Source organism: Kocuria sp. CPCC 205231, assembly GCF_040980965.1.
Taxonomy (GTDB): Bacteria; Actinomycetota; Actinomycetes; order Actinomycetales; family Micrococcaceae; genus Kocuria; species Kocuria rosea.
In genome coordinates this window covers 65,200-87,481 of the sequence record NZ_JAVKPP010000013.1, presented here as the reverse complement: position 1 = coordinate 87,481, position 22,282 = coordinate 65,200, and the positions used below count along the sequence as shown (strand labels likewise).

Here is a 22,282-nt window from a genome sequence, read left to right as displayed (position 1 = left end):
CGTCGGGACGGATCCTCGGGCCTCAGCGCGGACACGGACGGCGGAGCTCACCCCGCAGCGGACCGGTCAGATCCCCTCTCGCGTCCTCGTCCACGGCGACGGTGTCCGCGCCCAGCCACGTCGCGGTCGTCGCCAGCTCGGCCGCCAGCTCCCCGACGACGACGGAGCGCGTCGGCCACCTCGTTGCCGCGGCGGCGTCGGGACCCGGCTCCTCGGCGAAGGCGGAGCGGACCAGGAGGACGCCGCGGTCCCGGTCGTACTTGAGGTCGACCCGGGCGACGAGGGACTCGCCGAGCAGGAACGGCAGCACGTAGTAGCCGTGGGTGCGCCGGGAGGCCGGGGTGTAGATCCCGATGCGGTAGTGCATCCCGAACAGCTCCAGGAGCCGACGACGCTCGAAGACGAGCGGGTCGAAGGGGGCCAGCAGGGCACGGGCGCCCGTGCGGCGCGGGACGCCGGCGTCGACGTGCAGCCACGCCGGGCGGTCCCAGCCGGCGACCGTGACGGGCAGCAGCTCGCCGCCGTCGACGAGCTCGTCGACAGCGCGGCGGGTGACGCGCTGCCCGAGGCGGAAGTAGTCGGCGAAGCACCGGACGGTGCCGATGCCGTGGGCGCGGGCGGAGATGCGGACGAGCTCGCGGACGGCGTCGTCCGGGTCCGGCGGCGGCTGCCCACGGACGTGCGGGGGCAGGACGCGGTCGGCGAGGTCGTAGACCCGCTCGAACTGTGCGTTGCGGCGCGCGGCGCCGAGCTGCCCGGCGTCGAAGAGGATCTCCAGGGCTGTCCTGGCGGGACTCCACCGCCAGCCCCACCCTTCCTCGGCGCGCTGCGCGTGGCGGGCGTCGACGAACGCCTCGACCTCCCGGCCCGTGAGCGGGCCGCGCTCGGCGACGACGGCACGGACGAGCTCGAGCACGCCCGGGTGGCGGGCCTCCAGCGCGTCGGGGTCCATGCCGGCCCAGCGCCGGCGGGTCCAGGCGACGAGCGGGAAGGTGGCGACGGGCAGGTAGCAGGCCTCATGCGCCCAGGCCTCGACGAGGCGGCGCGGCGCCCGGCCCGCCGCCCGATCGAGCAGGGCGGTGTCGTAGGGCCCGAGCCGGGCGAGCAGCGGCAGCAGGTGCGCCCGGGCGAGGACGTTGACCGAGTCGATCTGCAGCAGCCCGATGCGCTCCACGGTGCTCGTGACGTGCCGCATCGTCACCACCGGGGGCCGGGTGCGGTCCAGGCCCTGGGCGGCGATCGCGACGCGGCGCGCCTGGGCCGAGCTGATCGTGCGGGTCACCCGGACGACGATACCGAGACCGGCGTGCGGAGTCGACGGCATTCGCGGCCGCGCGCACGACTGCGGCCGGGGCATGGTGGTCCGGGCACCAGCGGTCCGGCAGGGCAGCAGCCGGCGAGGGGGTCAGTCGAGCAGGCTCTCCAGGTGCGGGGTGCGCTCGTGGGCGCCCGGCAGCGGCTCGCGGCCCCGGCCCAGGAGGAACCACAGCGGGACCACGAGCAGCGCGAGCACCAGGCCCACCCACACCCACGAGGCGGTCAGCGCGTACTCCGCGCCCGTCAGCACGAGGGCGACGGCCATGAGCGCGGCGCCCAGCACGCCGAGCGCCCGCGCCGCGGCGGTCCGCCCGAGCTTCGCCACCGCGGCGCAGGCCAGGCCGTAGTAGAGGGCCACGAGCACCGAGATGATGCCGATCGAGTCGTCGAAGAGCGGCCCGGAGAACGCCATCCAGGCGGCGGCGACGGCGGCGGTGGTCCAGGTGGCGAAGGACAGGGACCGGAAGCGGCGCGGCAGGTGCCCTCCGCGCGCCATGGACATCAGGCCGCGGGAGGTGGGGATCATCGTGGTGCCGATGGACGCCCCCGCCGAGACCGCCACGAGCGCGGCCAGCAGCGGAGAGGCCACCGAGGACCCCGGGGCGTAGGCCCAGCCGATGGCGGCGTAGGCGGCCGCCACCACGCCCAGCGCGACCCACGCCGAGACCCGCGGGGCCCGCTGCGTGGTGGACTCCTCGGTGAGCGAGAACGTGGAGTCCCACCCCCAGTACAGGAACAGGGCCAGCAGCACGGCGGCCGCCACGTCCCCGGCCGAGACCCCGGTGCCGGCGGCGAGCTCCGCGGTGCCGTAGAAGCCGGTCCACTCCCCGTCCTCGCCCGTGCCGGGCGGCAGGGCCGGCGCGGTGCGCACCGCCCACACCAGCACGCCCACCCCGATCAGCTGCAGGACGGCCAGGACCCACTGCACGGCGGCCGAGACCCTGATCCCCGTGGCGGACACCGCCGCGAAGGCCGCCATGAGCAGGGCGGCCACGGCGGTGGTGGTCCAGGGCCCGGCGCCGATCCCGAGGGCGAACAGGGCGGAGTCGGCCGTGACCCAGGCGAGGGAGGCGAGCACGAGGGTCGCCGAGAGCCACAGCCCCCACCCGCCCAGGAACCCGGCGAATGCCCCGTAGGCCTCCCGGGCCCATCGGTAGACGGTGCCCTGGTCCTCGTAGAGGGCGTCCAGGCGGGCGAAGCAGACCGAGACGACCACCATGGGGAGCACGGCGCCGACCAGCACCACGGGCGTCCAGGCGCCGACCAGGGCGTGGATGAGGCCCACCGTGACCACGGCCGAGTACAGCGGGGCGATCGAGGTGGACCCGATGACCGCGGAGGTCGTGGTGGAGATCGACCGGGGGAGCAGGTGGGCGGTCACAGCAGACCCTTCTTGTCGATGACGTTGGGCACGAACCGGCAGTAGTAGTCGGTCAGCGGGCCGTCCGACTCGCGGATGCCGATGCCGGCCGCGCCCGCCTCGCCCACCACCCACGAGCCGATGACCGGGTGGTTGGGGGCGCCGTCGGAGCCCGGGAAGTTCCGGATGGGCGTGTAGGCCTGCCACACGTCCAGCGGGGACGGGTGGGGGTGCTCGGAGCGGATCCGCACGTTGCGGGCGTGCATCTCGATGCCGTCCCCCTCGCGGCCGAACACGGGCTTGCGCACCCACTCCCGCAGCTCGCCGGGCCCGTCCGGGTGGGCGGCCAGCAGGTTCTCGTGCCCGGGGAAGCACCGCCACAGGGCCACGAGCAGGAGCTTGTTGGACTGGAACATCTTCCACGCCGGCTCGTACCAGTGGTGCATCCGGGTGGGGTCGTCGAGCACGAACGCCCCGGGGCCGTCGTCGACCATGTGCTCCCACGGGTGCAGGGCGAAGATCTCCTCGATCGGGCCGACCACCACGGGGTCGTCCACGTCCCCGGTCGCGTGCACCCAGCCGCCGGACCCGGTGTCGTAGCGGACGTCCTCGACGGGCAGCAGGACGGCCCGGTAGCCGGCCTCGACCGCGGTGTTCGCGATGACGGCGGCGTTGGCCGCGTCCTCCCCGGACTCCTCCTCCCGGGTGTAGGCCACGTGCAGGGTCTTCGTGGCCGAGTACGGCAGCCGCTGCCGCCACCGGTCCACGAGCATGGGCCACAGCCCGTTGAGCTGGTCGAACTCCGGGTGGTCCTCGCCCAGGCCCGGGAACAGCGCCTCCATGCGGCTCCACTGGCAGATCGCCCCCTCGACCAGCCCGGTGGGGGTGTCGCCGTTGAGCTCGAGCATCTTCGGCGGGCCCGTCCCGTCCCAGGCCAGGTCGAAGCGGCCGTAGACCGAGGGCTCCCGCAGCCGGAGGGAGTGCTGGGCCAGCTCGAAGGCCGCCTCCGACAGGCCCAGCGTGCCCAGCGCGCCGGTGGCCAGGTACCGGGCGGCCTCGGCGCACATCCGGTGCAGCTCGTCCGTGACGGACTCCAGCTCGTCCACCTCGTCGGGGGAGAAGACGTAGGCGGCCGTCTCGTTCCAGTACGAGAAGGACCGGCCGTCGGGCCGCTCGGTGCGGGCGTAGGTGAGCCCCTCGGCGCGGACGGTGCGCTCCCAGCCGGGGCGCGGCGCCAGGCCGTCGATGCGCCGCATCAAGAGCCCCAGCCGCTCTTGGACCCGCCGAAGCCGCGCGAGACGCCGCTCTTGCCCACGGCGGCCCCGTCGCGGGGCAGACCGCGGGCCACGGTGGCCGAGCCCGGTGGCCGGCCGGTGCTCCAGCCCGCCGCGGACGACACCGGTGAGCCCACGGCGGGGACGGCCGTGGCCCGGGCGGAGCTCATGAGCACCCACATCGGGAAGAAGCCGCCCACCCGGGGCCCGCGGTCGTCGTCGCACTCCTCGTCGTCGACCCGCACGGGCTCGGCGCCGCCCTCGCCGTCCGGGTCCTCGACGCAGATCTGGGCGTAGTCCGAGTCCACCTCCTGCACGTCCTGGGCCTCCTGCCCGCAGCCGGTGAGGGCGATCGTCAGGGCGCCGATCGAGGCGGCGGCCATGGTCCGTGAGGAGGGGCGGGGCGGCATGCGGGGCCTTCCGGGACGAGGACGGGACGGGGTCGGTCGAGGGCTGAGGTGGCGCCGGTCCGGCCGGCGCGGTCCGCACGGCGGCGCCGGCGCACCCGGCCCGCCCGTGCGGGGTCCTCCGAGCGTACGACGTCCCGGCCCCGTCCGGGCGCCCCGGCCCGGCCCGTGTCCCGGGCGCCGCCGGCGCCCGGGACACGGAGGAGCGGGCGCAACCAGGCGCAACATCGGCCCTCCCGCCGTCGCCGCGCAGTAGGCTTCGGGCACCTCCGGGGCCGGATCCCGCCGACCGGACCCGCCCCCGCGCCGAGCACCCAGGGGAGCCCATGAGCCGTGATCCCGCCGCCGCCCGCACCGCCCTCCTCGACGCCGGGGCCTGGTTCGCCGACCTCGTCGGGGAGATCCGCCCGCACCACTGGACCCGGCCGGGCCTGGGCGCCTGGGACGTCCGGGCGCTCGTGGGGCACACCCACCGCGCGCTCGTCACGCTCGGCACCTATCTCACGGTCCCCGCCGACGACGAGACCGGCACCGGCACGGCCCAGTACTACGCGCTCTCCGCCGCGGCCACGGACCCCGCTGAGGTCGAGGCCCGGGGCGTCGCCGCCGGCCGCGAGCTCGGCCGGCATCCGTCCGCCACCGTCCGGGCCTCGCTGGACCGGGCCCGGGACGCCCTGGCGCAGGTGCCCGTCGACGAGGACCCGCTGATCCGCACCCTGGTGGGCGGCACCCGGCTGCGCGCCTACGTGCCCACCCGCACGTTCGAGCTGGCGGTCCACGGCCTGGACGTCGCCGGGGCCTGCGGGCTGGACCGGAGACCCCCCGAGCACGTCCTGGCCGACGCCGGACGGACGGCGCTGGAGCTCGCCGCCCACGGCGGGCACCTGCCCGGGGTCCTGCTGGCGCTCACGGGCCGGCGGCCGCTGCCCCCGGGCTTCTCGGTCCTGGGCTGAACCGATCGGGGCTGCACCGACCAGGGCTGCACCGACCGGGGCGCCGGTCCTGGGCGGAAGCGGCCCGGACGCCGGTCAGAGCACCGTGTGCGCGACCGACGCCCAGCCCAGCGCGACGAGCACGCCGATCAGGGCGCCGACGACCGTCTGCGCCGGGGTGTGGTCCCCGGTGCGCACCCGCGAGACGGCCAGCACGACCGGCACCGGCGCCGCGGCCAGCGACGCCCACGGGGTGCTGAGGACGCCGAGCCCCACGGCCCAGCACGCGGCCATCGCCACGTGGGCGGAGACCTTCCACCACAGGGTCACGACCAGCAGCACCAGCAGGCCCAGCAGCACGAACGCCGTGGTCACGGGCACCACCGGAGGGACGCCCAGCGCGAGCTCGGCGACCACCACGAGCGCCGTCAGCACCCCCGTGGCGGCGTAGACCGGCAGCCGCTGGGCCCGGGCGCGCACGAAGTGTCCGTCCACCCGCCCGCGCCGGGCCAGCACCCGCAGCACGAGCATCGGCAGCGACGCCACGACCACCGCCGTCCCCAGGCCCCACATGGCCCCGGGCCACCCGGCCCCCGACCAGCCGGCGAGCACCAGCAGGGACAGCACCAGCGGGGCGGGCGCGAACACCTCGGCCACCAGGGTGCTCGGTCGGGGCGTGCTGCGCGCGGCGGTCATGGGTCGAGGCTAGCGGGGCCCCGGGTGCGCCCGGTCCTGTGGTGGACTGGGGCCCATGCGCATCGTTCTGCAGAGAGTGGCCCGGGCCGCCGTGACCGTCGGAGGAGAGGTCGTGGGGGCCGTCGAGGAGCCGGGGCTGCTGGCCCTGGTGGGCGTGACCCACGACGACGACGCCGCGACGGCCGCGAAGCTCGCCGAGAAGACCTGGACGCTGCGGCTGCTGGAGGGCGAGCGGTCCTGCGCCGACCTCGGCGCCCCGGTGCTCGCCGTCAGCCAGTTCACCCTCTACGGCGACGCCCGCCGGGGCCGGCGCCCCTCGTGGTCGGCCGCCGCGCCCGGCCCTGTCTCGGAACCCGTGTTCGAGGCGTACGTGGCCGCGCTGCGGGAGCTCGGCGCGCGCGTGGCGACCGGCCGCTTCGGGGCCGCGATGCAGGTGGAGCTCGTCAACGACGGCCCGTTCACCCTGGTCCTGGACAGCGCCGAGCTGGAACGGCCCCGGCGGGGCTGAGACCGGGGCCGGCGCGGGCCGTCAGATCGCCGTGCGGGGAGCGGCCTCCTCGGAGCCCGTCTCCTCGCGGGCCTTCCGCTCCCGGGCGCGGTCGAGGGCCGCGATGACGGGCCCCGCGGTGACCCCGTGCAGCAGGACCGAGCCGACGACCACCAGCCCCACGAAGCGCCACAGGGCCTGGTCCTCCGCGGCGAACTCGCCCTCGGTCAGGGCGTAGGCGAGGTAGTAGATCGAGCCGATGCCGCGCACGCCGAAGAAGGCGAGCACGCCGCGCTCCCACGGTCCCGTCCGGCCGCCGAGCAGACTGATCCACCCGGCGAGGGGGCGCACCAGCAGCAGGAAGGCCGCCGCGACGAGCACCTCCCGCCAGGTCAGCCCGGCGAGCAGCCCCCGGGCCACGGCGCCGCCCAGGAGCACGAGCACCACCACGGTGAGCAGCCGCTCGAGCTGCTCGATGTAGCTGTGGAGCACGCCGTGGGCGCCGTGCACCCGCTCGCCCGCCCGGATGGTCACCGCGCACACGAACACGGCGACGAAGCCGTAGCCCTCGACCATCTCGGTCACACCGTAGGTGAGGAAGGTGGCGGCCAGGGCCACGAACCCCTCGGTCTGCGCGGTCGTGCGGACGCTGTCGAGCGGGGAGCGGAAGAAGAGCCGCCGCAGGAGCAGGCCCACCAGGACCCCGGCGAGACACCCGACCGCGATCCGCCAGGCCACGTCCACGCTCAGGAAGTGCGGCAGCCACGCGCCGGGAGCGGTGCCCACGACGCTCAGGGCGATGGCGAGGTAGACGAACGGGAAGGCCAGGCCGTCGTTGAGCCCCGCCTCCGAGGTGAGCCCGAAACGGACCTCGTCCTCGCCCTCGAGGTCCTCCTGCGACTCGGAGGGCTCCCCGACCTGCACCTCGGAGGCGAGGACCGGGTCGGTGGGGGCCAGCGCCGCGGCCACGAGCACGGCCCCGGCCGCGCTCAGGCCCAGCACCGACCACCCGAGCAGGGCCGCCCCGAGCAGGCTCAGGGGCATGGCGATCCCCAGCAGCCGCCAGGTCGTGGCCCAGCGCCGGAAGCCCAGCGGGCGGTCCAGGGCCAGCCCGGCGCCCATCAGCGAGACGATCACGCAGATCTCGCTCAGGTGCAGGGTGACGGCGATGTGGGCCACCGGGTCCGGGTCGGGCAGGGTGTCGGCCACGGCGAAGACCACCGCCCCGGCGGCCAGGAACACCATGGGCATCGACACGGGGGCCCGCACGAGCAGGCGGGGCAGCAGGGCGGCCGCGAACACGGCGAGCCCGGCGGCGGCGAAGAGCAGACTCGGGGCCTCGAACACCGGTACCTCATTCCTGGAACGGCCGGGCGGGATCCCCGGTGGACCCCGCGCCGCAGCGGCTGTGGCCGTCGCCGGGCGGAGCGCGCCCGCCGGCGGCACCGACGTGATCAGCGTGCTGATCGTACGCCCAGCCTCCCCGCTTCCGACAGGCCGCGACGGGCGCAGCCGCTAGCCTGAGGGGGTGACCGGCTCCCTCTTCGACGACCTCGACGCCCCCGACCCCGGTCCCCTCACCGATGGGGACGGGGCGGACCGCACCGCCCGCCCCGCCGGCCGGGCGCGGCGCTCCCGCTCCCGGGCGCCCCTGGCGGTGCGGATGCGACCGCGCCGCCTCGACGAGATCGTGGGCCAGCAGCACCTGCTCAAGCCCGGGTCTCCGCTGCAGGTGCTGGCGGGGGAGGACCGGGGCCCGGCGGGACCGTCGTCGATCATCCTGTGGGGGCCCCCGGGCACGGGCAAGACCACCCTGGCGCACGTGATCGCCCGGGGCGTGTCCCGGAAGTTCGTGGAGCTCTCCGCGATCACCGCCGGCGTCAAGGACGTGCGGAAGGTGATGGACGAGGCGCTCACGGACCGGGACCTGCACGGGCGCACCACGGTGCTGTTCCTCGACGAGATCCACCGCTTCACCAAGGCCCAGCAGGACGCGCTGCTGCCCGGGGTGGAGAACCAGTGGGTGGTGCTGGTCGCGGCCACCACGGAGAACCCGTCCTTCTCGGTGATCTCGCCGCTGCTCTCGCGCTCGCTGCTGCTCACGCTGCAGCCGCTGGAGCGCGCCGACATCGGGGCGCTGCTGGACCGGGCCGTCGCCGACCCCCGGGGACTGAACGGCGAGGTGGAGCTCTCCGCGGAGGCCCGCGAGCACCTCCTGGACCTGTGCGGCGGGGACGCCCGCAAGGCCCTGACCTCCCTCGAGGCCGCCGCCGGGGTCGCGTTCTCGGAGCAGCCGGACGGCCACGACACGGACGGGGACACCGGCGGGGGCGACGGCGGGGACACGGACGGGGGCGACGGCGGGGACCGCGCGCGGCCGGTGCCGGTGATCACCCGGGAGCACGCCGAGGAGGCCCTCGACCGGGCGGCCGTGCGCTACGACAAGAACGGCGACCAGCACTACGACGTGGTCAGCGCGTTCATCAAGTCGATCCGCGGCTCCGACGTCGACGCCGCGATGCACTACCTGGCCCGGATGATCGAGGCGGGGGAGGACCCGCGGTTCATCGCCCGCCGGCTCATCATCTCCGCCTCCGAGGACATCGGCACCGCCGACCCGACCGCCCTGCAGACCGCGGTGGCGGCCGCCGAGGCCGTGCAGCTCATCGGCATGCCCGAGGGGCGGATCCCGCTGGCCCAGGCCGTGGCGCACCTGGCGACCGCCCCGAAGTCCAACGCCGCCTACACCGCGATCAACGAGGCGATCGCCGACGTCCGCGCCGGCCGGGCCGGACCCGTCCCGCTCCACCTGCGCGACGCCCACTACCCCGGCGCGGGCCAGCTCGGTCACGGCCGGGGCTACGTCTACTCCCACGACGAGCCCAACGGCGTGGCCGCCCAGCAGTACCCGCCCGACGAGCTCGTGGGCACCGACTACTACCGGCCCACCGAGCACGGCCGCGAGCGCGAGATCGCCCACCGCCTCGAGATCCTGCGGGGCATCGTCCGGGGCCGGTGACCGCCGGGCTCAGCGGCCGAACAGGTGGCGCACCACCGACGCGGCCGTGCGCTCGTCGATGAGCAGGTCCGTGACTACGCCCGCCCGCAGGGCGCCCACCACGCCCGGCACCTTGTGGTCCCCCGCCACCACGCACAGCCGGCGCGGGATCCGCCGCAGCTCCATGGGCGTGGGCCCGCTCGCCCGCCGGTTGTAGTCGATGTCGGCGTAGGTCCCGTCCTCCCGCAGGAAGACCGTGCACACGTCGCCGACCACCCGGTGCGCGGACAGCTCCCGGAGCGCGTCCTCCGGCAGGTAGCCGCTGGTGTACACCTGGGAGATCATCGGGCCGCGGAAGGCCCCCACGCTGAACACCGCCAGGTCCGCCGCGTTGCGCACCGCCAGCACCCGCCGCACCGAGGACTCCTGCCACATCAGCCGCCGCGTCTCCTCCTGGTCGAAGAACGCGGGGGTGGGGAAGGGCAGCAGCGCGGCACCGAAGGCCGCCGACATCTGCCCGAGCAGCGCCGAGGACTGCGCCGCCCCCGTGGAGCGGGCGCTGACCGCGCCGTTCATCTGCACGACCACCGCGTCCCGTGTGGCCTTCGGCTGCAGGTGGCCCCCGATCGCGGAGGTCGTGATCCCCCAGGCGACCGCCAGCGTCATCCCGTCCCCGAACCAGTCGCCCAGCAGCCCCGCCGCGGCCCGGGCCACGGACTCCAGCCGCTGCGGCTCCGTGGCCGTGCGCGGGGTGCCCGCCACGTGCACCGTCACCCCGAAGGCCTCCCGCAGCCGGTGGGACAGGTCGTGTCCCGCGTCCGGGGGAGCCGCGAGGCTGATCCGCACGATGCCCCGCTCCCGGGCGGCCTGCAGCATCCGCGAGACCGTGGGGCGGGAGACCCCGAAGCGGTCCGCCACCGCCTCCATCGTCATGCCCTGCACGTAGTACAGCTCCGCCGCGTGGTGGAGCTCGGCATCACCGTGCATGTGACCCACCCTTCCCTGCACGTCCGTTCATTTGCTTTGAGCATAGGTGCAACCCAGGACAGAGTGTGATGCAGAGCACCTTCCCGCCCGCAACCACCCGCCCCGAGGAGTTCCCCACCATGGCCCACCCCACCCTCTCCAGCGCCGAACGGGACCGCGCGCTCGCCGAGTTCTCCGACGGCCCCGAGCTCGACGTCCTCGTGGTCGGCGGCGGCATCACCGGCGCCGGCATCGCCCTGGACGCCGTGACCCGCGGCCTGCGCACCGGCATCGTCGAGGCCCAGGACTGGGCCGGCGGCACCTCGCAGTGGTCCTCCAAGCTCGTCCACGGCGGCCTGCGCTACCTCCAGCAGCTCGACTTCAAGCTCGTCTCCGAGGCGCTGCGCGAGCGCGAGCTGCTGCTGGACTTCCTCGCCCCCCACCTCGTCAAGCCCGTGCCCTTCCTCTACCCGCTGACCCACCGCTTCTGGGAGCGGCCCTACGTCACCGCCGGGATCGGCCTCTACGACGCCCTCGCCCACATCGGCGCCAAGGTCGCGACCCTGCCCTACCAGCGGCACTACAGCTTCAAGGGCGTCCAGCGGGTCTTCCCCGACATCAAGCCCGGCTCCATGGTCGGCGCCGTCAAGTACTGGGACGGCCAGGTCGACGACGCCCGCCTCGTCGTCACCATCGTGCGCACCGCCGTGCGCTACGGCGCGCTCGCGGCCAACCGCACGCGGGCCGTGTCCTTCCCCACGGACGAGACCGGCCGGGTGGTCGGCGCCACCGTGCGCGACCTCGAGACGGGGGCGGAGCACACGGTGCGGGCGAAGACCGTCATCGCCGCCACCGGGGTCTGGACCGAGCAGACCCAGGACCTGGCCCACGCCGAGGGCGGGCTGAAGGTGCTCGCCTCCAAGGGCATCCACATCATCGTGCCCCGCGAGCGGATCCGCGGCGAGAGCGGGCTGATCCTGCAGACCGAGAAGTCCGTGCTCTTCATCATCCCGTGGGCGCGGTACTGGATCATCGGCACCACCGACACCCCCTACCACCAGGACCTCGTCAACCCGGTGGCCACCGCGGAGGACATCGACTACGTCATCGACCACGCCAACGTGGTCCTCGACCGGCCGCTCACCCGCGAGGACGTGATCGGCACGTACGCCGGGCTGCGGCCGCTGCTGCAGCCCGGGACGAAGAAGGGCGGCGGGGACGCCCAGTCCACGAAGATCTCCCGCGAGCACACCGTGACCGAGGTCGCCCCCGGGCTGATCACGATCGCCGGGGGCAAGCTCACCACCTACCGGGTGATGGCCGAGGACGCCGTGGACCTCGCCCTGGGGGAGGAGCGGGCCAAGGCCGTGCCCTCGGTCACCGACCGCACTCCGCTGCTGGGCGCGGAGGGCTATCTCGCGCTCCGCCACCAGGCCGGCAGCCTGGGCGCCCGGCACGACTGGAACGAGGAGCGGGTGCAGCACCTGCTCGGCCGCTACGGTTCGGCGATCACCGAGATCGCCGAGCTCGTGGCGGACCGCCCCGACCTGGGCCGCCCTCTGGAGGGGGCCCCGGCCTACCTGCGGGCGGAGATCGTTCACGCCTGCACCCACGAGGGCGCGCTGCACCTCGAGGACATCTTCGACACGCGCACCCGGCTCACGTGGGAGCAGGCCCGCCACGGCCTCGACGCGGTCGAGGAGATCGCGGACCTCGCGGCCGAGGCCCTCGGCTGGGACGACCGGCGGCGGGGGGCCGAGGTCGAGGCCTACCGGCTCCGCTGCGCGGCGGAGGACGAGGCCGCGAGGACCCCGGACGACACCGCGGCCGCCGCCGCACGGGCAGCGGCCCCCGACGTCCTGGAGCTCGTGCGCCCCTCCGAGGCCTGAGCGCCCACCCGTCCCACCGAGCCCCGTCCCCCGACCCCACCCCCCACCGGCCGTCCCCGACGGACGGCCGGTCCACCCAATCCGCACCACCTGAGGAGTCGCAGTGCTGTCGATGTCGAACGCAGTGGTACAGGCCGTCGCGCCCACCGTGCCCATCTCCCTGTCCACCGTCTTCTGGTCCGAGGTCGCGGGCACCGCGATGCTGATCCTGCTCGGCGCCGGCGTGGTCGCCAACGTCGCACTGCCGAGGTCAAAGGGCCTCGGCGGCGGGTTCCTGATGGTCAACTTCGGCTGGGGCCTGGCGGTGTTCGCCGGCGTCTACGTCGCCTGGCAGTCCGGCGCGCACATCAACCCCGCCGTGACCGTGGGGCTGTGGGCCAGCGGCGCCGAGGAGTACGCCCCGGGGGTGGCCGTCACCCTCGTCAGCACGCTCGTCTACTTCGCCGGAGAGCTGATCGGCGCCTTCCTGGGCGCCGTGCTCGCCTTCCTCGCCTACAAGAAGCACTTCGACGAGGAGATCGACGCGGCGACCAAGCTCGGGGTCTTCGCCACCGGCCCGGCCGTGCGCTCCTACGGCTGGAACGTGGTCACCGAGGTGATCGGCACGTTCGTCCTCGTCATCGTGATCCTGCTCTTCGGCAACACGCCCTCGGAGATCGGGCCGCTGGCCGTGGCGCTGCTCGTGGTCGGCATCGGCGCGAGCCTCGGCGGGCCCACGGGCTACGCCATCAACCCCGCCCGTGACCTCGGTCCGCGCATCGCCCACGCCGTGCTGCCCATCCGCGGGAAGGGCTCCAGCGACTGGGCCTACGCCTGGGTCCCGGTCGTGGGCCCGCTCATCGGCGCCGTGCTCGCCGGCGGCTTCTACCAGCTGTACGCCAACGTTCCCGCCTGACGCCCGCACCACCACCGACCCGTCCACGACACCACAACGAAGTGAGGGACCACCCATGAGCACCGACACCAAGTACGTCATGGCCATCGACCAGGGCACCACGAGCTCCCGCGCGATCATCTTCGACCACCGGGGCACGATCGTCAGCACCGGCCAGCTCGAGCACGAGCAGATCTTCCCGCGCGCCGGCTGGGTGGAGCACGACCCCATGGAGATCTGGCGCAACGTCCGCAAGGTCGTCGCCGACGCCGAGGCCTCCGCCGAGATCAACGCCCGGGACCTGGCCGCCGTGGGCATCACCAACCAGCGCGAGACCACCGTGGTCTGGGACCGCACCACCGGGGAGCCCGTCTACAACGCCATCGTCTGGCAGGACACCCGCACCCAGAAGATCGCCGAGGAGCTCGGCGGGGAGGCCGGCCCGGACCGGTACAAGGACCGGGTGGGCCTGCCGCTGGCCAGCTACTTCTCGGGCCCGAAGGTCAAGTGGATCCTGGACAACGTGGACGGCGCCCGGGAGCGGGCCGAGCGCGGGGACCTGCTCATGGGCAACACCGACTCCTGGCTGGTGTGGAACATGACGGGCGGCGTGGACGGCGGGGTGCACGTCACCGACGTCACCAACGCCTCGCGCACCATGCTGATGAACCTGGCGACCCTCGACTGGAACGAGGAGATCTGCGCGGACATGGGCATCCCCACGTCGATGCTGCCCGAGATCCGCTCCTCCTCCGAGGTCTACGGCAAGGGCCGCACCCGCGGCTTCCTCAAGGACGTGCCGATCGCCGGCATCCTCGGCGACCAGCAGGCCGCGATGTTCGGGCAGGCGTGCTTCGAGAAGGGCATGGGCAAGAACACCTACGGCACGGGCAGCTTCGTGCTGATGAACGTGGGCACCGAGGTGGTGCACTCGGAGAACGGGCTGCTGAGCACGGTGTGCTACAAGATCGGCGACCAGGACGCCGTCTACGCCCTGGAGGGCTCCATCGCCGTGACCGGGTCCCTGGTCCAGTGGCTGCGCGACAACCTGGGCATCCTCTCCTCAGCACCGCAGGTCGAGTCCCTGGCCGCGTCGGTCGAGGACAACGGCGGGGCCTACTTCGTCCCGGCCTTCAGCGGCCTGTTCGCCCCGTACTGGCGCTCGGACGCCCGCGGCGCCCTGGTGGGCCTGACCCGCTACGTCAACAAGGCCCACATCGCCCGGGCCGCCCTGGAGGCCACGGCCTACCAGTCCCGCGAGGTGGTCGAGGCGATGAACGCCGACGCCGGGGTGGACATCATCGAGCTCAAGGTGGACGGCGGGATGACCGCCAACGAGCTGCTCATGCAGTTCCAGGCGGACCAGCTCGGGGTCCCGGTGATCCGCCCGGAGGTCACCGAGACCACGGCCCTCGGCGCCGCCTACGCCGCGGGCATCGCCGTCGGCTTCTGGTCCGGGACGGAGGAGGTCACCGCGAACTGGGCCGAGAACAAGCGCTGGGAGCCGCAGATGGAGGACGCCGAGCGCGGCCGGCTGTTCCGCAACTGGCAGAAGGCCGTCACCAAGACCTTCGACTGGGTGGACGAGGACGTCGACTGACCGCGTCCGCGCCGAGGGCTCGTGCGCCGGAGCGCCGTCCGGGACTCCCGGGCGGCGCTCCGGCGCGCCGGGACCGGGACGGGGGCCGGCCCGCACCGCGAGCACCCCGGGGCGCGCCACGGCCCCGCACACGCTATAGTGGGACGTCGGCCGGCAAGGCCCGTGCTCCCGCACGCCCGGCGCACCGCCTCAACCACGGTGCGCGGCGCGCGGCCACGGCGCTTGCAGGACAGGAGGATTGCGGCTGATCCTCACCTCTCCGGCGGGACCGATCCCGTCCTCGGAGGCCGGACCGAACAGAACACGCTCCCCCCGCACCGCACGCCGGACGGGGGAGGGCACCGCATTGTGAAAGGTAAACGTGGCTAACAACACGCGTGCGCGCCGCCAGGTGCGCAAGTCCCGCGCCCTCGGGATCGCCCTGACCCCGAAGGCCGAGAAGTACTTCGAGCGCCGTCCCTACGGCCCCGGCGAGCACGGCCGTGCCCGCCGGAAGGCAGACTCGGACTACGCCGTCCGGCTGCGCGAGAAGCAGCGTCTCCGGGCGCAGTACAACATCCGCGAGAAGCAGATGCACATCGCCTACGTCGAGGCCAAGCGCCAGGAGGGGCAGACCGGTGAGAACCTGGTCGCCCTGCTGGAGTCCCGCCTGGACGCCCTGGTCCTGCGCTCCGGCTTCGCCCGGACCATGGCCCAGGCCCGCCAGATGGTCGTGCACCGCCACATCCTGGTGGACGGTGAGCGGGTGGACCGCCCCTCCTACCAGGTCAAGGAGGGTCAGCTGATCCACGTGCACGCCAAGTCGGAGAAGATGGTGCCCTTCCAGGTCGCCGCCGCCGGCGCGCACCAGGCCGTGCTGCCCGACACCCCGGGCTACCTCGACGTGCAGATCGAGAAGCTGCAGGCCAAGCTGGTCCGCAAGCCCAAGCGCGCCGAGGTCCCCGTGACCTGCGAGGAGCAGCTCGTGGTGGAGTACTACGCCCGCATGGCCTGATCCTGCGGGCTCCTGCCGCCGGGACCCCCCGGGGCAGGGCCTTCCCTGCGGAGAGCCCGCGGCGCCTGCGCCGCGGGCTCTTCCGTTCGGTACAGTTGATCCCCGGGCACCGCGCCGGTGCCCGTCCCCGCACGCCCGGGCGGTCCTGCCGCCCCGGCCCCCCGACCCGACCAGCAAGGAGCGCGCCGCCCCATGACCGGTGGAGAAATCGCAGGACTGCTCGCCGCGGGGGTGTTCGCCGTGCTGGTGCTCCTGCTCGCGGTGCCGATCCTCAAGCTCGGCAAGGTCTTCGACGAGCTGCGGCTGACGATCCGCTCGCTCAACAACGAGACTGTCCCCCTCATCGACGAGGTCACCCGCACCGTCTCGACCACCAACTCGCAGCTCGAGAAGGTGGACGGGATCACGACCAACGTCTCCGACGCCTCCGCGAACGTCTCCGCGCTGTCCTCCCTGGTGGCCTCCACCGTGGGCCAGCCGCTGATCAAGGTCGCCGCGTTCTCGCACGGCGTCCGCCGGGCGTTCACGGGCGACACCGCGCCGCACGGCTCCCACCGGGCCGACCGCTTCGGGGCCGCCGACGAGCAGGCCCCCGGCGCCCCGGGGGAGGACCGGCCATGAGCTTCTGGGGCCGGCTCGCCCTCGTGGCCGCCGGCGGCGTGCTCGGCGCCGCCGCCACCCGCCTCGCCCGATCACCCGGCCAGGACCTCTCCGTGCCGGGCGGGGCCGGCGCCGCGCGCACCCCCCGCCCCGGGGACTGGCGCTCCCGGCTCTACCGCTTCGCCGCCACCGTGCGCGCGGGCATGGACGAGCGCGAGGCCGAGCTGCGCGAGTCCTTCGGCGTCGCCGCCCCCCGGCCGCAGACCGGCCGTCTCGACGCCGGTCGCACCGCCCCGCCGGTGCTCGACGGCACCGCCGCCCCCCGCGCGGCCGGGGCCGCGGCGGAGCCCACCGACCCCTCGACCGAACGCGAAGGAAAGCACCGGTAATGCTCTCTCAGGAAATCACCAAGCGCTGGCTGGACTACTTCGAAGGCCAGGGCCACACCGTGGTGCCCTCCGCCTCGCTGATCTCCTCCCAGCCGGGTGCCATGTTCACGATCGCGGGCATGGTCCCGTTCATCCCGTACTTCCTCGGCCAGGAGACCGCCCCCTACCGGCGCGCCACGTCCATCCAGAAGTGCATCCGCACCCTCGACATCGACGAGGTGGGCAAGACCGCCCGGCACGGCACGTTCTTCCAGATGGCCGGCAACTTCTCCTTCGGCGACTACTTCAAGGAGCGCGCCATCCCCATGGCGTGGGAGCTGCTCACCAGCCCGCTCGAGAAGGGCGGCTTCGGCCTGGACCCGGACCGGCTGTGGGTGACCGTCTACGAGGGCGACGAGGAGTCCTACACGCTCTGGAAGGACACCGTGGGGGTGCCTGCCGAGCGGATCCAGCGGCTGGGCCGGGACGAGAACTACTGGGACACCGGCCAGCCCGGTCCCGCGGGCCCCGACTCCGAGATCTTCTACGACCGCGGCCCCCGGTACGGCCGGGAGGGCGGCCCGGCCGTCGACGACGACCGGTACATCGAGATCTGGAACCTCGTCTTCATGCAGTACCAGCGCGGTGAGGGCTCGGGCAAGGACTACGAGATCCTGGGCGACCTCCCCGAGCAGAACATCGACACCGGCCTCGGCGTCGAGCGCCTGGCCATGCTGCTCCAGGGCGTCGAGAACTTCTACGAGACCGACCAGGTCCGCCCCGTCCTGGACCGGGCGTCCGAGCTCTCGGGGAAGCGCTACCACGGCTCCGAGAAGCCGGGGGAGGAGGGCTACGACGACGACGTGCGGATGCGCGTGGTCGCCGACCACGTCCGCTCCTCGCTGATGCTCATCGCGGACGGCGTGAGCCCGTCCAACGAGGGCCGCGGGTACATCCTGCGCCGCCTGCTGCGCCGCGCGATCCGCGCGATGCGCCTGATGGGCGTCACCGAGCCCTGCCTGCCCGTGCTGCTGCCCGCCTCCCGGGACGCCATGCGCGGCGTCTACCCCTACGTGGCCGAGGACTTCGAGCGGATCTCCCGGATCGCCTACGCCGAGGAGCGGGCGTTCCTGAAGACCATCGAGTCCGGCACCACCCGGCTCAACGAGGCCGTGGCCGGCGCCCGGCGCCAGGGCCAGGCCGTCTCCGGCGCGGAGGCCTTCGCCCTGCACGACACCTACGGCTTCCCCATCGACCTGACCCTCGAGATGGCCGCGGAGGCCGGGGTCGCGGTCGACGAGACGGCCTTCCGCGGTCTCATGGAGGAGCAGCGCCACCGCGCGCAGCAGGACGCCCGCGCCAAGAAGGGCGCCCACGCCGACCTCTCGGTGTTCCGCCGGCTCGTCGACGAGGGCGGCTCGGTGTTCACCGGCTACACCCGGCTCGGCCACGAGACCGTGCTGCGCGCCCTGCTGCAGGACGGCGTGACCGTCCCTGCAGCCTCGGCCGGGGAGCACGTCGAGGTCGTCCTCGACGAGACGCCGTTCTACGCCGAGGCCGGCGGCCAGGCCGCCGACCGGGGCACCATCAGCGGCGACGGCTTCGTGCTCGAGGTCACCGACGTCCAGCAGCCCGTGAAGGGGCTGTCCGTGCACCAGGCGGTCGTGCGCGAGGGTGAGGCCCTTTCCGGAGCCACGGTGCTCGCCCAGGTGGACGTCGCCCGCCGGCGCGCCGCCGAGGCCGCCCACACCGGCACCCACATCGTCCACGCGGCCCTGCACGACATCCTCGGCCCCGAGGCCGTCCAGCGCGGTTCCTTCAACAAGGAGGGGTACCTGCGCTTCGACTTCGCGTGGGGCGAGGGGCTCGCCGAGGCCCAGCGCCGGGAGATCGAGGAGGTCTCCAACGCGGCGATCCACGCCAACCACGAGGTCGTCACGCAGGAGATGGCTCTCGACGAGGCCAAGGCCATGGGCGCCATGTCCCTGTTCGGCGAGAAGTACGGGGACCGGGTGCGCGTGGTCGAGCTGAACGGACCCTGGTCCCGGGAGCTGTGCGGCGGCACGCACGTGGGCGGCACCGCCCAGATCGGCTCCCTCACCCTGCTCACCGAGCAGTCCGTGGGCTCGGGCAACCGCCGCGTCGAGGCGCTCGTGGGCCTGGACTCGTTCCGCCACCTCGCGGCCGAGCGGACCCTCGTGCACCAGCTCACCGGCATGCTCAAGGTGCAGTCCTCCGCGGAGCTGCCCGAGCGCCTGGCGGGCACCCTCGAGAAGCTGAAGTCGGCCGAGAAGGAGCTCGCGGTCCTGCGCCGGGAGAAGCTCCAGGCGCAGGCCGGCGCCCTGCTCGACGGCGTGCGGGAGGTCGGCGCCGTAAAGGTCCTGACCCACGACATGGGCGAGGTCTCCGGGGCCGACGACGTCCGCTCGCTCGCCCTCGACCTGCGCGGCCGGATGACGGCGGAGCCGTTCGTCGTCGCCGTCACGGGCACGGCCAAGGGCCGTCCCCTGGTCCTCGTGGCGACCACCGAGGGCGCCCGCGCGGCCGGGGTGCAGGCCGGCCGGCTCGTGCGCACGGCCGCCAAGGTCCTCGGCGGCGGCGGCGGCGGCAAGGACGACATCGCCCAGGGCGGCGGGCAGGACCCGGCCAAAACGGGGGCCGCCCTGGACGCGGTGCTGGCCGACATCGCCCGGGCGACGGGCGGCGCCGCCGCGTGAGCGACGCCTACGCCCGGGGACGGCGGATGGGGGTCGACGTCGGCCTCGTCCGCGTCGGGGTCGCCCTGTGCGACCCCGACGGCATCCTCGCCACGCCGCTTACCACGCTGCGGCGCGACCCCGACCCCCGGAAGGGCTTCGACGTGAAGCTGCTGGCCGGTCTGGTCCAGGAGCACGACGTCGTCGCCGTCTACGTGGGGCTGCCCCGCAGCCTCGACGGCGGGGAGAACGCCTCGACCGCGATGGCGCGCGACTACGCGGAGGCCCTCGTGCGGCGGCTGCGCGTGAAGGGCCGCGACGTGCCGGTGCGGCTGGTCGACGAGCGCCTCAGCACCGTGGACGCCCACCGGGCGCTGCTGGAGGCCGGGGTCGCCCGCCGCGACCACATGGACAAGGTCGACCAGGTGGCCGCGGCCACCATCCTGCAGAGCGCCGTGGACCGGGCCAGGGCGACCGGGGCGGAGCCCGGCGCGCCGGTGGAACCGCCGGTCCCCGGCGCCGCGGCACCCGCCGTCCCGCATAATGGGGGTGACCGCGACGGGCAGGGTCCGGCCGCGGCCCGCCGCGGGGAGTCGTCCACCGGAGCCGGGAACACGGCCGAGGACACCGCCGAGGACACCGCCGGAGCGCCCGACCGGGCGCGTACGGCACCGTTGACGACCACCGATCCGGACGGAGAGCATTCGTGAGCGACGATCCGTACGACCAGTCGGCGCCCCGCCGACCCGAGGCGCCCCGGGAGTCGTCCGGCGGCGGTCTGGGCAGCCTCCTGGACGCCCCGTCCTCGAGGGAGCCCTCCACGGGCCTGCGCGGCGTCTTCGAGCACGAGGAGCTCACCCCCGAGCAGGTCAAGCGGCGCCGGCGCCGCGGCCGCGTCTCACTGACCACGGCCATCGCCCTGTTCCTGCTCGCCGCGCTGATCACGGTGTCCGTGCTCGGCTCCACCTTCCGGTGGTTCGAGGTCCGCGACTACCGCGGCGACGGCAAGGACCCCGTGACCTTCTCCGTGGCCGACGGCGCCACCACCGGCCAGATCGCCGTGGCCCTCGAGGCGCAGGGGATCGTGGCGGACGCCGAGACGTTCGTCGAGACCTACCAGGAGGAGCACGCCGAGCAGTTCATCCAGCCGGGCGAGTACGAGCTGCGCACGGAGATGAGCTCGGAGGCCGCCGTGGACGCGCTCATGGAGGAGGACGAGGCCACCCACTACGCGGCGGTCAACCGGACCCTGCGCATGACCGACGTGTTCGGGGTCCTCAGCGAGTCCACCGGCATCCCCGTCTCCGAGTTCGAGGCCTACCGGGAGGACACGGCGACGTTCGGGATCCCGGACCGCTTCCCCACCCTCGAGGGCTGGCTGCACCCGGGCGAGTACCGGTTCCCGCTGGACGCCACGGCGGAGCAGATCCTGCAGACGATGGTGGACCGCACCCGCACGACCCTCGACGACAACGGCATCAGCGACGAGGACCAGATCTTCGAGGTGCTCACCATCGGCTCGATCATCGAGTTCGAGGTCCAGCCCGAGCACTACGACGTGGTGGCCGGCGCGATCGAGAACCGGCTCGAGAACCCCGACGGCGAGACCTCCGGTTTCATCCAGTCCGACGCGTCCGTGACCTACGGCCTCGACCGCCGCAGCTACGACTTCTCGGAGGAGGAGCGCCGCGACGAGTCCAACCGGTACAACACCTTCGCCAACCCCGGCCTGCCGGTGGGCCCCATCGGCTCCCCGGGCGACGCCGCCATCGCGGCGGCCGCCGACCCGCAGGACAACGACTACTACTTCTGGGTGACCGTGGACCTGGACACGGGCGAGACGAAGTTCGCCGAGACCTACGCGGAGCACCTGGGGTACGTGGAGGAGTACAACCAGTGGTGCAGCGAGAACGAGGGCCGGTGCGGGTGAGTCCCGCCCGCGCCGCCGTGGTGGGCCACCCCATCGGCCACTCGAGGTCCCCGGACCTGCACCGCGCCGCGTACGCGGTGCTGGGCGAGGACGTGCACTACGACGCCCACGACCTGGTCGAGGAGCAGCTCCCGCCGTTCGTCGACGCCCGCCGGTCCGATCCCGCCTGGCGCGGGCTGTCGGTGACGATGCCCCTGAAGTCGGTGGCCGCCGCGTGCGCGGACGAGCTCACGGTCCTCGGGGCGGCGGTGGGCGCGGTCAACACCCTGCTCTTCCGCCCGGACGGGACGGTGCTCGGCCACAACACCGACGTCACCGGCATCGTGGGCGCGGTGCTCGCGGCGGGCACCGTGCCGGCCGTCCCCCGGGCTGCCGTCCTCGGCGGGGGCGGCACGGCCACGGCCGCCGTCGCCGCCGCGCAGCGGCTCGGGGCCGCCTCCGTGGACGTCTTCGTGCGCTCCGCCACCCGCGCCGGGCGCGCCGTCGAGGCGGGGCGCCGGCTCGGGATCCCCGTGCACCTGCGGGCGTGGGACGAGGCGCCGGGCCTCCTGGCCGCGTACGACGTGGTCGTCTCCACCCTCCCGCCGCACGGCGCGGACGAGCTGGCGGCGCAGCTGGAGGCCGCCGCCCCGACCACCACGGGCGTCCTCCTGGACGCCGCCTACGACCCGTGGCCGTCGGCGGTGGCCGCGGTCTGGTCCCGGGCCGGGGGAGCGGTGGCCCCGGGACTCGATATGCTGATCTTCCAGGCGGTGGACCAGATCCGCCTGTTCACCGGCCGCGATCCGGGCACACCCCTGCCCCGCGAGCAGGACGTGGTCGCCGCGATGTGCGCGGCCGTGGGGCGGCCCATCCTCGCCGCCCCGTCCCTGCCCCGCACCTGAGACCTGTCGG

20 protein-coding genes are annotated in these 22,282 nt (G+C 74.2%); 13 read left to right on the top strand and 7 right to left on the bottom strand.

Translation table 11 applies throughout. The annotated features are described in order from the left end of the window. Positions 1-22 precede the first annotated feature (22 nt). From RF640_RS13960 to RF640_RS13945, 4 genes are all read right to left on the bottom strand, one after another. Complete coding sequence (locus RF640_RS13960) at positions 23-1,282, bottom strand: winged helix-turn-helix domain-containing protein (RefSeq protein WP_368828178.1); 1,260 nt, start codon at positions 1,280-1,282, stop codon at positions 23-25. A gap of 123 nt (positions 1,283-1,405) precedes the next feature. Then, the gene (locus tag RF640_RS13955; RefSeq protein ID WP_251355845.1) at positions 1,406-2,698 is read right to left on the bottom strand and encodes an amino acid permease; all 1,293 of its coding nucleotides are present in this window, start codon (positions 2,696-2,698) and stop codon (positions 1,406-1,408) included. After that, positions 2,695-3,933, bottom strand: a complete 1,239-nt coding sequence (locus RF640_RS13950; protein WP_095650952.1) for a glutathionylspermidine synthase family protein — start codon at positions 3,931-3,933, stop codon at positions 2,695-2,697. Before RF640_RS13950 ends, RF640_RS13955 begins: the two co-directional genes overlap by 4 nt. Continuing rightward, positions 3,933-4,361 carry a hypothetical protein gene (locus tag RF640_RS13945; protein ID WP_152609280.1) on the bottom strand — a complete coding sequence of 143 codons (429 nt, stop codon included), beginning with the start codon at positions 4,359-4,361 and terminating at the stop codon, positions 3,933-3,935. Before RF640_RS13945 ends, RF640_RS13950 begins: the two co-directional genes overlap by 1 nt. A 323-nt stretch (positions 4,362-4,684) precedes the next feature. Between RF640_RS13945 and RF640_RS13940 the strand changes: the two genes are divergently transcribed. After that, on the top strand, positions 4,685-5,311 hold the full coding sequence (locus tag RF640_RS13940) for a maleylpyruvate isomerase N-terminal domain-containing protein (RefSeq protein WP_368828177.1): 627 nt from the start codon (positions 4,685-4,687) through the stop codon (positions 5,309-5,311). Positions 5,312-5,386: 75 nt separating this feature from the next. On the opposite strand, the gene RF640_RS13935 is transcribed toward RF640_RS13940, so the two are convergent. Then, on the bottom strand, positions 5,387-5,986 hold the full coding sequence (locus tag RF640_RS13935; RefSeq protein ID WP_176338212.1) for a hypothetical protein: 600 nt from the start codon (positions 5,984-5,986) through the stop codon (positions 5,387-5,389). Between the two features lie 55 nt (positions 5,987-6,041). On the opposite strand from RF640_RS13935, the gene dtd reads away from it, so the two are divergent. Then, on the top strand, positions 6,042-6,494 hold the full coding sequence (dtd, locus tag RF640_RS13930) for a D-aminoacyl-tRNA deacylase (protein WP_017832278.1): 453 nt from the start codon (positions 6,042-6,044) through the stop codon (positions 6,492-6,494). 21 nt (positions 6,495-6,515) lie between these two features. Here the strand turns inward: dtd and RF640_RS13925 are convergent, their stop codons facing one another. Next, positions 6,516-7,820, bottom strand: coding sequence for a cation:proton antiporter (locus RF640_RS13925; RefSeq protein ID WP_368828176.1), 1,305 nt, complete (start codon positions 7,818-7,820; stop codon positions 6,516-6,518). Between the two features lie 181 nt (positions 7,821-8,001). Between RF640_RS13925 and RF640_RS13920 the strand changes: the two genes are divergently transcribed. Further along, a complete protein-coding gene (locus RF640_RS13920; RefSeq protein WP_368828175.1) occupies positions 8,002-9,492 on the top strand; it encodes a replication-associated recombination protein A in 1,491 nt (496 codons plus the stop codon). Positions 9,493-9,501: 9 nt separating this feature from the next. On the opposite strand, the gene RF640_RS13915 is transcribed toward RF640_RS13920, so the two are convergent. Next, positions 9,502-10,458: a sugar-binding transcriptional regulator gene (locus tag RF640_RS13915; RefSeq protein WP_035928524.1), complete on the bottom strand. Its 957-nt coding sequence runs from the start codon at positions 10,456-10,458 to the stop codon at positions 9,502-9,504. Positions 10,459-10,526: 68 nt separating this feature from the next. On the opposite strand from RF640_RS13915, the gene RF640_RS13910 reads away from it, so the two are divergent. The 10 genes from RF640_RS13910 to RF640_RS13865 all read left to right on the top strand — a co-directional run bounded on the left by RF640_RS13910 (position 10,527) and on the right by RF640_RS13865 (position 22,272). Continuing rightward, positions 10,527-12,326 carry a glycerol-3-phosphate dehydrogenase/oxidase gene (locus RF640_RS13910; RefSeq protein WP_176338210.1) on the top strand — a complete coding sequence of 600 codons (1,800 nt, stop codon included), beginning with the start codon at positions 10,527-10,529 and terminating at the stop codon, positions 12,324-12,326. Positions 12,327-12,438: 112 nt separating this feature from the next. Then, positions 12,439-13,221, top strand: a complete 783-nt coding sequence (locus RF640_RS13905) for an MIP/aquaporin family protein (RefSeq protein ID WP_031282381.1) — start codon at positions 12,439-12,441, stop codon at positions 13,219-13,221. Positions 13,222-13,276: 55 nt separating this feature from the next. Beyond that, positions 13,277-14,800, top strand: a complete 1,524-nt coding sequence (gene glpK, locus RF640_RS13900; RefSeq protein WP_035928520.1) for a glycerol kinase GlpK — start codon at positions 13,277-13,279, stop codon at positions 14,798-14,800. A gap of 361 nt (positions 14,801-15,161) precedes the next feature. After that, entirely contained in the window at positions 15,162-15,794 is a 633-nt protein-coding gene (gene rpsD / locus RF640_RS13895; RefSeq protein ID WP_017832285.1) for a 30S ribosomal protein S4, read from the top strand. A 192-nt stretch (positions 15,795-15,986) separates the two neighbouring features. Beyond that, a complete protein-coding gene (locus tag RF640_RS13890) occupies positions 15,987-16,415 on the top strand; it encodes a DUF948 domain-containing protein (RefSeq protein WP_031282383.1) in 429 nt (142 codons plus the stop codon). Continuing rightward, the gene (locus tag RF640_RS13885; protein ID WP_052133033.1) at positions 16,412-16,783 is read left to right on the top strand and encodes a hypothetical protein; all 372 of its coding nucleotides are present in this window, start codon (positions 16,412-16,414) and stop codon (positions 16,781-16,783) included. The genes RF640_RS13890 and RF640_RS13885 overlap by 4 nt, the downstream gene beginning before the upstream one ends. Continuing rightward, positions 16,783-19,479: an alanine--tRNA ligase gene (alaS, locus tag RF640_RS13880; protein ID WP_035928515.1), complete on the top strand. Its 2,697-nt coding sequence runs from the start codon at positions 16,783-16,785 to the stop codon at positions 19,477-19,479. The genes RF640_RS13885 and alaS overlap by 1 nt, the downstream gene beginning before the upstream one ends. After that, positions 19,476-20,168 (top strand): Holliday junction resolvase RuvX, encoded by a 693-nt coding sequence (gene ruvX, locus RF640_RS13875; protein WP_229588678.1) that lies wholly within the window; start codon positions 19,476-19,478, stop codon positions 20,166-20,168. The genes alaS and ruvX overlap by 4 nt, the downstream gene beginning before the upstream one ends. Further along, entirely contained in the window at positions 20,165-21,388 is a 1,224-nt protein-coding gene (gene mltG / locus RF640_RS13870; RefSeq protein ID WP_052133031.1) for an endolytic transglycosylase MltG, read from the top strand. Before ruvX ends, mltG begins: the two co-directional genes overlap by 4 nt. Beyond that, positions 21,358-22,272 carry a shikimate dehydrogenase gene (locus RF640_RS13865; protein ID WP_368828174.1) on the top strand — a complete coding sequence of 305 codons (915 nt, stop codon included), beginning with the start codon at positions 21,358-21,360 and terminating at the stop codon, positions 22,270-22,272. Before mltG ends, RF640_RS13865 begins: the two co-directional genes overlap by 31 nt. Positions 22,273-22,282 lie beyond the last annotated feature (10 nt).